The sequence below is a fragment of the Bdellovibrio sp. BIS2 genome, assembly GCF_055398295.1.
In genome coordinates, this window is record NZ_AP035879.1 from 3,298,443 (window position 1) to 3,310,706 (window position 12,264).

Below are 12,264 nucleotides of genomic sequence, written 5' to 3' on the forward strand. Positions count from 1 at the left end.
CAGAAGGCCTTAGTTTATTTAACTGTTTAATTTGTTATTTAGCGGGCAGAAGGGATTGGAGCCGGACCTGTCGTCCCGCCTGTACCCGGAACCGGGATTGGCTGAGGACCGCCGATACCACCACCAATTGGCGTTGGACCGATACCTGTGCCGCCACCGATACCAATACCGATAGAGCCACCCACGCCGCCTACACCGTATTGAACCTGCTGGATTCTATACAACAATCCATAAAGTTCCTGCTGCAAGCTTGCCACAACCTGCTGTCTTTGAACCTGCTGTTGCATGTAAGACTGCTGCTGTTGGATGTACTGTTGATACTGTTGCATTTGCATCTGCATCATCTGCTGCTGCATCTGAAGCATGCCAAGGCTTCCCGCCATGCCACCGGCCATGCCGCCCATACCAGCCATACCGCCGGCCATTGCGCCCATGCCCATCATGCCACCAGGATATGCGCCCATCATTCCGGCCATACCACCCATGCCGCCCATCAAAGCGCCAGGGTAAGCACCCATCATGCCGCCAGCCAAACCGCCGACCATCGCACCCGGATATGCGCCCATCATGCCAGCCATGCCGCCAGCCATCGCGCCCATACCCATCATACCACCTGGATAAGCTCCCATCATGCCAGCCATACCGCCCATCATAGCACCAGGGTATGCACCCATAATACCACCGCCGATACCGCCAACCATTGCACCCGGATATGCGCCCATCATGCCGGCCATGCCGCCCATCATCGCGCCTGGGTAAGCACCCATCATACCGCCACCCATCATAGCACCTGGGTAAGCTCCGATAATTCCACTAGCCAATGCGCCCATGCCCATCATGCCACCTGGATACGCGCCCATCATGCCGGCCATGCCGCCCATCATTGCGCCTGGATAAGCACCCATCATGCCACCCATTCCAGCCATACCACCCATCATCGCACCTGGGTAAGCGCCCATCATGCCACCGGCCATACCGCCGATCATGGCACCCATGCCGCCATATGGACCACCCATGCCCCATGGACCGGCCATACCCCAAGGACCCATCCCTGGCATATAGATACCGCCACCCATGCCGCCCATACCAAGGCCGGCCATCGCATATGGGTTACCCCACATACCATTACCGTTCATGCCACCGTAAGGACCCATCATACCGTAAGCGCCACCGTTATTGCCGGCACAACCAAATGCACCCGCACCGATACCACCACCAATAGAGCCATAGATACCACTGCCGCCACCGACCATCTGGCCGATACCGGTACCGATTGCGCCCAAACCGTAACCGTAGCCCATGGAAGCCCAAGGGTCTGTCGGCCAACCGATGTTGGAGTTCGCATCAGCAATCATTTGATTTGTTTTGTAACCAGCAAGGATGGAAAGACCACCCAATGCGAAGTTCCCGATCACAGAACCCCAGTTTGTTTCTGGTTTCTGATACTGGTAACCGGAGCCGGAGGCGATACAGTCAACGCACACGCCACCTTCAGAAATCTCACGACGACGTTCACGCTGTTCATCAGCGTAATCTTCCTTCGCGATCTTGATGTCTTCTTTTCTGTTTTCGATCAGGTTTTTCAAAGCATCAATTTCACGAGTGACCTTGTTTCTTTGAGAATAACCCTTCTTGTAGTCAGAAAGACCTTTTTTACAATCTTCAGTCGTTGCACGACCTTTTTCACTTTGACGGAATTTTGGAGTGGAGCAAACCGTGCCGGAAACAGAACCGTTTTTATTCGGATCACAAACGCGCGCCCATTCCTGGATGCTGAAACCGTGAACTTCACGGGTGCCGCCAGCTTGAACGGAAGCATCACCTTCCTGACCTTGAGCGATGAACTCATCACTCGCGCCCATGCCTTTGTACTCTTTGCAGCTGACGTTGTTCTCGATGTGCTCAAACATCAGTTCTGTATAGTCTTCAGAAACCACATCTTCGACATCTTTACGGGAACGAGTCAGGGATCTGTCGATCTTCTTCAATTCAGATTGTTTTGCACGAAGCTGCTTTTGTGCTTCGCTGATTTCAGCCTGAGCTTCTTTGATTTCATCTAGATAGCTGGAAGAACCGGCACCAGCAGAGTAATCATACGGGCAGGCTTGCATCCCACCGTACATACCTGTGCCCCACATTTGGGCTTGGGCACCAGCTGCAAAGCTCATCACCAAGGTGAAAAGAGCTGCAATGCGCATCCAAAACTTCATACACGATCTCCTGAAAAGGAATAAAAAAACTTCTATCGTTCCACTCTTCGTCAGAATAGCGCTTCAACTTGATGCATTCCCGGTCTAAATGTTGAAAGATTATGAATCTGGACTGTCGACCAGCATATTTCTCACATTTGGCAGGACTCGACCCGGACGGTACGTTGGACCAGCTTGAAATCCTTTGCACTGGCAATTTCCAGCTCCTACACTACCTCATATGATGAAAAGCACAATTTTGTGTGTCGACGACGAAGTGGATAATGTTGACGCCTTGGAACGCCTGTTCCGAAAGAAATACAACGTCTTAAAGGCCACCTCCGGGAAAGAGGCTCTGGCTGTGCTGGACGAACATCCGGGCCCGGTCGCCCTTATCATCACCGATCAGCGCATGCCGGAAATGACCGGCGTGGAATTTTTGGAAAAGACCCTGACGTCTCACCCTGAGACTGTGCGCATTCTACTGACCGGCTACACCGATCTTGAATCCGTGATCAGCGCTGTGAATAAAGGTCAGATTTTCCGTTATCTGACTAAACCCTGGGACCCGGTGGACCTGACCAACACCGTGGATCATGCGATTGAACGCTATTCCCTGGGACAGGAACTGAAGCAAAAAAATCAGGAACTGGCGCGCGCCTTGGAAGAACTCAAAAGCCTGGATGTCGCCAAATCCAATTTCATGATTCTGATCAATCATGAATTAAAAACTCCGCTGACTTCGATCTTAAGCTTTTCTTCCCTGCTGGCGGAATCCAAACTGAATGATGAAGACAAGCTGATGGTGAATCGTATCACCCGCAGCGCCGAGCGCCTTAAGACCCTGGTCGAAGATGTTCTGCTGGTGGTCCGTGCTGAAACCAACCAACTTAAAATAGACATGCAGCAAGTGGCCTTCACCCAGTTTGACGAAGCCGTCAGCAAAGAGGTGCAGGAACTGATGAATAAAAAGCAACAAAAGCTGGTCAGCAAACTGGAACCCTTGGCCGTCACTGCCGATGTGCGCCTGATCAAACAAGTCATGCTGCGACTGATTCACAATGCCGCCAAATTCGGAACCGATGGCAGCGAGATCCACGTGGAAAGCATGAAAAGCGGCACGAACCTGCGCTTTGTGGTTTCCAACATCGGCCCGCACCTGCCTACGTCTGTGGTGGATAAAATCATGAAGCCCTTCTTTATTGATGAGGACGTCATGCACCACTCCACCGGCACGGGCTTAGGTTTGACCATCTGTCAGTCCATTTTGAAATCACACCAATCCCACCTGCAGTTTAAAAACACGGCGCAGGGAGTGATGGTGTTCTTCGAACTGCCCCTGGGCTAGGGTGTCCGGCTCCCGACCCTGACCCCGCTCTATCCTGCCAAGAACTCTGCACGGGCTTTGCTTTAAAGCCCGCTCATGAAAACGTTGTTGTTTTTCCTGATGCTTATTTCTTTTCCTGCTTACTCTCAGACCGCGCTGGTGCTGGGACTGGGTGAACAAAAATCCGTCCCCTTGCAAGGGCAGGATCGTGTGTGGATTCAAGACCGCGAAATCCTGACCGCCGAAGGCCAGGGCGGCAAACTGAATTTGGTCGGCCGCCGCGAAGGCGTGACCACAGTCAAAGTGGGATCGGCCCTTTACAGCGTGCAGGTTTTGCATCCGTCCAAGAAAGACTCTTTTCAGGATCTGAGTGTCTATTTGAAATCCCGTGTGGGCCTGCGTGCGTCTTTAAGCGAAGGGGATCTTTTGATTGAAGGCCAACTGTATCGCCTGCAGGATTGGATTCATCTGGCGGAATACATGCGCTCAAAAAGTCTGAACTATCAAATGCGGGCACGGATGACCGCTTCCTTGCAGCAACAGGCCCAGGAACACTTCAGTGACTTGTTTTACCAAGCTCACCTGCCACCCCAGACACTGATCTATGAACCCGCCCTGGAAATCCGGGTTAGCGGTACGGATCAAACATTCAAAAAATACAGCAAGCTATTGATGCCCTACGGGGTAGGTCTTTTAAAAGATGAAACCAGTCTGGATGTCGCACCGACCATCAAAGTGCAAATCACCGTCGCTGAAATCAAAAAGGACTTTTCCCTGAAGTATGGATTGCGCCCGCCGGCGGGCTACTCCGCTAAGCTTATGCCTGACGGAGTTTGGAAAAGGGATGAGCTTCCCTTTAACTTGACCGCCTTGGAAGCTCAAGGCCACGGGAAAATTCTGGCCAGCCCGAACATCCTTTGCCGCAGCGGCAAAGAGGCCGAGTTCTTGGCCGGTGGTGAATTCCCTATCAAGATTATGAATTATAAAATGCAGGACATCGTGTGGAAGCGCTACGGGATCTTGTTGCGGGTCAAACCCAAAGCGGACGCCGCCGGACGCATGAGCATCTCGATTGAAACCGAAATTTCCACCGTGGATGATTCGCGCAAGGTCGATGACGTTCCCGGAATTTTAACCAACCGGGTTTCCAGTCACTTTGATCTGACCCGACCGCAGACCATTGCGCTGTCGGGACTTCTTAAAAGTGAAGATGGGAAAAGTTCCGAGGGACTACCCCTGCTTTCTCGCCTGCCGGTGGTGGGTGCGTTGTTTTCAAGCAAAGACTTTAAGGAAAACCGCTCGGAGCTTGTGATCTTCGTCCGCCCTTCCATCCTGCGCGAGGGCGAGGAAAATCCGATGCCCCACCACTTGAACACTTTGCAGGGTCGTCGTCTATGATGAGCGAAGCCAAACACCTCTATGACCGGATTCACGAAGACATTCTGAAGCTGCCGTTGAATGAGTTCCTGCTCAGTTCCGAAGAACAGCATAAACTGCGTTCTCAGCGCATTGAACAGATTCTGGAACTGCACACGGCCTCAGCCGCACCCGAGGTGCGAACAAGGGTGCAAAATGAAATGCACGCCTGGGGCCCCCTTGACAGCCTGCTGACCGATGAAAGTATCACCGAGATTCTGATCAATGGTCCTTCGGCCATCTGGCTTGAAAGAAGCGGCCACCTGCAAAAGCATCCTGACTGTTTTTTCTCTGAAACCAGCTATCGCAATTTTTTGGATCGTTTAAGCCACGCCGCCCAGGCTCACATCACCACTGAATTTCCCTGTGCCGACGGCCGCTTTGGGGACTTTCGCTTAAGCCTGATTGGAGCGGAACTGACACAGACGCATCCCCACGTGACTTTGCGCCGTCACCCGAAGAACCCCTGGAGCTTTGCCCGTCTGGCCGAACATCAGTGGTGCCCGACAGACTGTCTGCCGTTTTTTACAGACCTGGTAAAGCGTCGTAAAAATTTTCTAGTGGTGGGCCCGACCGGATCTGGAAAAACCTCAGTGTTAAATTCGTTTTTGAATCTGATGCCCGAAAACGAGCGCCTGGTTGTGATCGAAGACACGTCTGAGATCTCCCTTCCCAACAAAGCCAGCTTGAAACTTTTGACCCGCGAAGACCCCCAAGGGGTTTTACCTTCCGTCGATCAGGCGCAATTGGTGCGACGCTCTTTGCGCCTGCGGCCTGATCGCATGGTCATGGGCGAAGTGCGCGGCGCTGAAGCCAAGGACTTTTTGATGGCCTTGGCCACAGGTCACAGTGGCAGCTTTGGCACTTTGCACGCGCAGGATGCGGGCCAGGCGCTGATCCGTTTAGAAATGCTGATTCAGATGGGGGCCCCGCAATGGAGTCTTTCTGCGATTCGCAGGCTGATTCAAATGTCTTTGGATTATGTGATTGTGGCGGAAAGAAAACCCGACGGTTCGCGCCGCCTGAAGGGCGTCTATCGAATCACTTCCCTGGAAGAGACAGGATTTCTGCTGGAGCAGGAAAAGTAAAAACCCGGAAAGCGAGGGGCGCCGTCCGGGTTTTTATAATTAAGCTACAACTTTTGTGTTATCTGTCTGCGGCTTCAGTGGAGCTTGCTCCGGTGCGCGCAGGTCTTTTTCAACAAAGAACAGTCCTTCGTTCTCGGTTGATTTGGTGAAGGTTTCTTCCGATTTCGTCTGGTCGCCTTCGCGGGCCACCGATTTCGGATTATTGAAGAACTTTTGATTCAGGTCTTCAATCACCTTCAGTTTGTTCGTCTCGCCAGCCGGTCTTTTATATACGGGAGAGGCCTCCGGCTGCGGTTGTTGTTCAGGAAGGTTTCCGGTTGCCCGCATTTCTTCCATCTGTTTACTCAACGTGATGCGATCACCCAGGGAGTTCTTTCCCATTGGTCGCCCCAGGGCCAAAGCTCCGGGACGGGCTGGCTGGGAAGCCGAAGTGTCTACCGCTCGAGTCCTTGCCGTTGCTGGAAGGATTCCGCTGATTTTTTCCATATCACACCTCCGTGTGTATCCATGAAGTCCATCCTGGTCTTCACTTGATGGAAAACGTATCGGAATCGAACGTATAAACTTGAGACAGAATCCGGAATTCTGGACCTAGGACCAGCTTATAAACTGCCAAGGGCTTGCCGGATGCCCCAGAAGCTTTTCGCAGATGGACTTTACGCGTGGATCATCCGAACCCGACCAGAACGTGCGCCCGATCAGGAAGCTTTGGGAAAAATCCATCCAGTTTGAAAATCGCCCTTCAATCAAAGGCGCCAGCTTCAGAATTTCGGACCAGGCCTGAATATCTGAAAGGTGCCCGGCCACGAAGCTCAGTCGCACCAGGTGAATATAGCGGGAAGCATCCCAGGCCAGGATTCCGGGTTCCTTTAGATATTTGTTTGTGCGCTGAACCCACAACGCCAGCTTGCTGTAATCCGCGTCGCTCATTTGCAGTTCCTGCCCTTCTTCCAGATCGAAGCGGAAGATCTGGCGGAACTTTTCCATGGAAACCGCGTCGATGCTGCCATCAGACGGCAAAGCGGATCTTAGAACGTTGAACTTGGTGCGGTGACCTTGAGTGCGGATGTTTTCAAGACTCTTCTGGCAGGTTTCCCGGTCGGCCACTCCCCAGAACTCCTCCAGGATCGCCAGGCAATCAAGTTTGATGTCGGGGCCATAATTCATATCCAGGCGAAAGAAGTACTCGCCGATTTCATCCATCACCTGTTCGCGAATTTCGGGGGAAAGTTCCTTGCCCTCTTCCAAATCAGACCCGACAACTTGAAACAGCTCATCAAGAACTTGATTTTCCTCGATAAACGGCGCACCCAAAGACATCAATTTTTTTTCAAGATCTGTTTCTGGCAAAATGCGCTGCATGGGAACCCCTTTCACCGGCCTTGTTCAATTCAAATACGTTTCAATTGCTTTTTCAATGTGTTAGTTTCTTCGCATGTTAAAGAAGCTCCTGCTTGCCGCTGCGGCATTATTCTTTATTCTTGCTGGCTCTTTGATGTTGCTGATGGGTTATGTCTTTAATAACCCGGGAACTGTTTTTAATGCCTTCAATTCCGTCGCCGACCGTTTTTTGCAAGGTCAGACCCATGAAGAAAACGAGGAATTTTTCCTGCAGGGCATGGACGAGATTCTGATTTCATCCCGCACCGTGGATGTCGATCTGCGCACCTACAATGGCAGCACCCTGAAAATCCGTCTGTCTGGAAAAGTGCCGCGCTTTGAAGAAGGCCGCTACATCCAGCAAACTGCGGAACAATCCCGCCTGCACCTGGAACTTCTGGAGCCGTTGGCCAGTCATTGGATTCAGATGAACGTCAATGGACAGGAACTGAGCAAGTCCACCGATTCGCACCTGAAAGCCGAAGTTTACGTGCCCGAGACTTTCAAGAAACAGATCCGCATTGAAACCCGCGAAGGACATGTGACCCTGCGCCTGCCGCCAACAACCCTGTACGAGCTGGATCTGCAGTCGATCTCAGGACCTATCGACAACTCTTTAAAGCAAGAGCCTGTGGCTGGCGTGGAGCCGACAGAAGTGGGACGCATTCAGGTGCAAACGGTCGAAGGCCCTATCACCGTTGAATCCGCACTGGAATAATTGACGTCATTTAGAAATAAAAAAAGCCCGGAATGTCTCCATCCCGGGCTTTTGTTTTTTATCTTTTAGCTCTTTTTCAGATCTTCCAGATGTTTTTCCGCCAGAGTGCTCAGACGAACACCGACTTCCGCCAGTTGATCGCGATTCACCTCGCTTGGGCAGTCAGACATCAAGTCTGTTGCTTTCGCGGTTTTCGGGAACGCAATCACTTCACGGATCGCATCTGTTTCACAAAGCAGCATCACCAGACGGTCCATACCCCACGCGATACCACCGTGCGGAGGAGTTCCGTATTTCAAAGCCTCCAGGAAGAAGCCGAACTTGTGCTGAGTTTCCTCCTCGCTCATGCCCAACAGACGGAACATCGCCTGCTGAATTTCATTGCGATAGATACGGATACTTCCGCCACCCATTTCGTAACCGTTGCACACAAGGTCGTAGGCTTTCGCCAGCATCTTGCCGTAAGCGGCTTCGTTGTTGTTCACCAGATCCTGCGCGAACTCATCCTTCGGGGATGTGAACGGATGGTGACGAGCCACCCAGCGCTTTTCATCCGGAGAGTACTCAAGCAACGGGAAGTCCACAACCCACAGGAATTTGTATTTGCTGTTGTCGATCAGATTCAACTCACGGCCCAGGTGCAAACGCAACGTGGACAATGCCGCACAAGCGGTGTCGTAATCATCCGCAACAACCAAAGCACAGTCACCGGTTTCACCGCCGCAGGCCTTGAACATTTCAGCCAGCTTTTCAGGGCTGAAGAATTTGGAAACAGAAGAAGACAGCGTGCCATCAGCTTCTGATTTGATCCACACAAGACCTTTAGCGCCCGCGCGTTTCGCCATGTCCGTCAGTTTATCCAACTGACCACGGGAATAGCTGCCGCCTTTCGGAGCCGCAATACCACGAACGATCCCGCCACGAGCCAGAACATCATCAAAGACCTTGAAGCCAGAACCCGTCACGATGGATTTCAGATCCTTGATCTCGACCCCGAAACGCGTGTCCGGCTTGTCGATGCCGTATCTGTCCATGGCTTCCTGATAAGTCATGCGCGGGATGGCGCCCACGTCGATGCCTTTGATCTCTTTCCAAATCGTGCGCAAAAGTTTTTCGTTCATCTCCATGATGTCTTCCTGATCGATGTAGGACATCTCCATATCGATCTGGGAGAATTCCGGCTGACGGTCCGCACGCAAGTCTTCGTCACGGAAGCAGCGGGCGATCTGGAAGTATCTGTCGTAACCGGAGATCATCAAAAGCTGCTTCAACGTCTGCGGAGACTGAGGAAGCGCATAGAAATGGCCCGGGTTCACACGGGAAGGAACAAGATAGTCACGAGCGCCTTCCGGAGTGGATTTGTAAAGGATCGGAGTTTCAACTTCCAGGAAGCCGTTGTCTGAAAGGAAACGACGAACCAACTGAGCCACCTTGTGACGGGTGATCAGATGATTGGACAGACGCGGGCTGCGCAGATCCAGATAGCGGTATTTCAAACGCAGCATTTCGTTCACGTTCGTGTCGCTGACCTGGAATGGCGGCACGGCGGATTCATTCAGAATCTCGCAGCGGATTGCTTCGACTTCCACTTCACCTGTTTTGATTTTCGCATTCTTCATGCCGTCCGGACGGGCACGAACCACACCCTCCACGGCCAGAACAAATTCACCGCGCAGATTTTTTGAGGAAGCGGTCTCGGCTTTATTTGGATCCAGAACAACCTGAACAATGCCTTCACGGTCGCGCAAATCGATGAATACCAGGCTGCCGTGGTCACGTCGAACATCGACCCAACCCATCAGTACAACTTTTTGACCTGCCTGGGAAACGCCCAGACTTCCGCAATAATGTGTTCTTTTTAGCTCTTTAACAAACTTCATATGTCTACCTTGTTCGTGGGCCCCAGATTTACATATTGTGCCATTGCAGTCAAAAACCATATTCTTATACTCTCCATAACAGAACCTTAAGAGAGTCCCCCCCAGACCCAGCCATTCTGCTTCATTTACCAAGCATTTCCCCCTATAATTTCAAAACAGAAATAAGGAGATATCCGATGCCCAAGTTTACGATTGATCATTCTAGTAGCCATTCTGCGGAAGAAGCCTATAAGAAGATCAAAGAATTCCTCTCGAATGATCAGGATATTCGACGCTTTGACCCAAAAATTCAGTGCTCTTTTGATGATGGCACCAAGTGCGCCAATCTCAAGGGATCCCAGTTTAAAGCGGATATGACGGTTGCGGCGGCTGGCGCAGGGAGCAAAGTCTCTGTCACCGTGGATCTGCCGTTGATGCTGACTCCCTTCAAAGGTAAAGTCACCGAGACTCTGCAAAGGAAACTGGCTAAATACCTTGGCTAGTTGAGCTTATGGCGAAAACGAAAGCAAAAAGCCCTTCCACCCCTAAGACCAAGTCCCCGTCCAAGACGGCTTCTGCCAAGAAGCCTGTGGGCAAGTCTGCGTCTGGGAAAAACACCAAGCCCGCCCCCACTGAATCAAAATCAGTCGTGGCCGAGCTGGTGGAAGACGCACACAGCGACGAACTTCGCTCGCACGAAGAGGCCGAAAAAGCCTACGCCGTCCCCAGCATCGAAGACGAACTTCCCGACGTGGAGGAAGACACCAAAACCCTTGCGGTCGCCGACACCTCCAAGGCCCTGACTTCGGCCGATCCTTTGGTGATGTATCTGAACGAGATCCGTCGCTACAAGGTTCTGACCCGGGAAGAAGAAATGGCCCTGGCCAAAAAATACTTTGAAAGCAAAGACCCCGAAGCAGCCCAGGCCCTGGTGAAAGCCAACCTGCGTTTTGTGGTGAAGGTCGCCGCCGAGTATTCCAAGTTCGGTTCGAAAATGATCGACCTGATCCAAGAGGGTAACGTCGGCCTGATGCATGCGGTGCGCGAGTTCAATCCGTACAAAGGTGCTCGTCTGATCACCTATGCGGTGTGGTGGATTCGTGGATACATCCAGGAATTTTTAATGCGCCAGTATTCTTTGGTGCGCATCGGAACCACGCAGAACCAGCGCAAATTGTTCTATCAGCTGCAAAAAGAAAAAGAGGCTCTGGATGCCATGGGTATTGAACCCAATATTGGCCTGATCAGCAGCCGTCTGGGCATTCCCGAGGACGAAGTGCGCGACATGACCCTGCGCATGTCCGGTCGCGATGTCAGCCTGGACCGCCCGGTGGATGAAGATTCCGGTACGACCCTGGGGGACCTGCAGCGCGGACCTTCGGACCAGCCGCTGGATGAAGCCATGGCCCACAATGAACAACTGGAAATTCTGAAGCAAAAGATCGAAGAGATCCGTCCGGAGCTTTCCGAACGCGAGAAGATCATTCTGGATGAACGTATTCTGAATGACGATCCACTGACCCTGCAGGAGATCGGCGAAAAGCACGGCATCACCCGCGAGGCCGTCCGTCAGATGGAGGCCCGCCTGATGAAAAAAATCAAAGCCAAGATGGAAGAAGACGCCTCGGAATAGGCGTCTTTCCTTTTAATAGTTCAGCACGCCACGTCCGCGCAAATGCAGGACGATGTCCTCCTGCGGAGTCAGCTCTATCTCCAAATCAGCTCGATGCACTCCGAGGCTGCGTGGTTCAAAGAACACACGAATGCGGCACTGCTGACCGCGGAAAAGAATCTGCGGGCAGTTCTCGGAATAATCAAAGGCATAGTCCCCGTTCATATCAAAATCGTTGATATACATCGGAAGTCCGCTGTTGTTGCGCAGATAAAATGTTGCCCGCTTATCCTGAAACAGACGGGTGCGCCCGAAATTATAGTAATAGTCCCGATCCAGCGTTGTCGTGTCGTCTGTCACATTGATCACATACACTTCGTTGATGTTGCCTTCGCTGAACTCCTCGTATGCCGAAACGGGTGAAGCGAGGAGAAGCAGAAAAAGACCTGTTAAGATTTTCATAAGCACCTCCTTATGAACCATTTCATTCCTTCGATGCCCGTCACGCAAAATGAATTTCTTCGATGGTTGGATTTTCATAAAAAGCCGCGTCTGCTGTCAGAACTCACAGGTCATCCCGCCCCGCTTGAACGGGCACTTTGCCCCGCTTCATGAATGTCAGGAAGGGAAAATAAAAAGGGACCTCCCGTTTTAAGGAAGGCCCCTTCTCGCTCG

The 12,264-nt window shown here is 52.0% G+C and carries 11 protein-coding genes; 6 read left to right on the forward strand and 5 right to left on the reverse strand.

What is annotated here, in order from left to right; all coding sequences use genetic code 11:
- Window positions 1-38 precede the first annotated feature (38 nt).
- Window positions 39-2,210, reverse strand: a complete 2,172-nt coding sequence (locus ACZ520_RS15660; protein WP_374031209.1) for a hypothetical protein — start codon at window positions 2,208-2,210, stop codon at window positions 39-41.
- Window positions 2,211-2,430: 220 nt separating this feature from the next.
- On the opposite strand from ACZ520_RS15660, the gene ACZ520_RS15665 reads away from it, so the two are divergent.
- From ACZ520_RS15665 to ACZ520_RS15675, 3 genes are all read left to right on the forward strand, one after another.
- Window positions 2,431-3,537, forward strand: coding sequence for a hybrid sensor histidine kinase/response regulator (locus ACZ520_RS15665; protein WP_088564223.1), 1,107 nt, complete (start codon window positions 2,431-2,433; stop codon window positions 3,535-3,537).
- Window positions 3,538-3,612: 75 nt separating this feature from the next.
- Window positions 3,613-4,914 carry a pilus assembly protein gene (locus tag ACZ520_RS15670; RefSeq protein ID WP_464126436.1) on the forward strand — a complete coding sequence of 434 codons (1,302 nt, stop codon included), beginning with the start codon at window positions 3,613-3,615 and terminating at the stop codon, window positions 4,912-4,914.
- Window positions 4,911-6,020: a CpaF family protein gene (locus ACZ520_RS15675; protein WP_464126438.1), complete on the forward strand. Its 1,110-nt coding sequence runs from the start codon at window positions 4,911-4,913 to the stop codon at window positions 6,018-6,020. Before ACZ520_RS15670 ends, ACZ520_RS15675 begins: the two co-directional genes overlap by 4 nt.
- A 39-nt stretch (window positions 6,021-6,059) precedes the next feature.
- On the opposite strand, the gene ACZ520_RS15680 is transcribed toward ACZ520_RS15675, so the two are convergent.
- Together ACZ520_RS15680 and ACZ520_RS15685 are read right to left on the reverse strand one after the other, a co-directional pair.
- Window positions 6,060-6,506 (reverse strand): hypothetical protein, encoded by a 447-nt coding sequence (locus ACZ520_RS15680; protein WP_374031213.1) that lies wholly within the window; start codon window positions 6,504-6,506, stop codon window positions 6,060-6,062.
- A gap of 105 nt (window positions 6,507-6,611) precedes the next feature.
- Entirely contained in the window at window positions 6,612-7,382 is a 771-nt protein-coding gene (locus ACZ520_RS15685; protein ID WP_416479979.1) for a DUF1266 domain-containing protein, read from the reverse strand.
- 73 nt (window positions 7,383-7,455) lie between these two features.
- Between ACZ520_RS15685 and ACZ520_RS15690 the strand changes: the two genes are divergently transcribed.
- Window positions 7,456-8,118: a DUF4097 family beta strand repeat-containing protein gene (locus ACZ520_RS15690; RefSeq protein ID WP_374031215.1), complete on the forward strand. Its 663-nt coding sequence runs from the start codon at window positions 7,456-7,458 to the stop codon at window positions 8,116-8,118.
- 65 nt (window positions 8,119-8,183) lie between these two features.
- On the opposite strand, the gene aspS is transcribed toward ACZ520_RS15690, so the two are convergent.
- A complete protein-coding gene (gene aspS / locus ACZ520_RS15695; RefSeq protein ID WP_088564217.1) occupies window positions 8,184-9,998 on the reverse strand; it encodes an aspartate--tRNA ligase in 1,815 nt (604 codons plus the stop codon).
- A 176-nt stretch (window positions 9,999-10,174) separates the two neighbouring features.
- Between aspS and ACZ520_RS15700 the strand changes: the two genes are divergently transcribed.
- Together ACZ520_RS15700 and ACZ520_RS15705 are read left to right on the forward strand one after the other, a co-directional pair.
- The gene (locus ACZ520_RS15700) at window positions 10,175-10,480 is read left to right on the forward strand and encodes a polyhydroxyalkanoic acid system family protein (protein WP_088564216.1); all 306 of its coding nucleotides are present in this window, start codon (window positions 10,175-10,177) and stop codon (window positions 10,478-10,480) included.
- Window positions 10,481-10,488: 8 nt separating this feature from the next.
- Window positions 10,489-11,610 carry a sigma-70 family RNA polymerase sigma factor gene (locus tag ACZ520_RS15705; protein ID WP_416479976.1) on the forward strand — a complete coding sequence of 374 codons (1,122 nt, stop codon included), beginning with the start codon at window positions 10,489-10,491 and terminating at the stop codon, window positions 11,608-11,610.
- A gap of 12 nt (window positions 11,611-11,622) precedes the next feature.
- Here the strand turns inward: ACZ520_RS15705 and ACZ520_RS15710 are convergent, their stop codons facing one another.
- A complete protein-coding gene (locus ACZ520_RS15710; RefSeq protein WP_232469053.1) occupies window positions 11,623-12,051 on the reverse strand; it encodes a hypothetical protein in 429 nt (142 codons plus the stop codon).
- Window positions 12,052-12,264 lie beyond the last annotated feature (213 nt).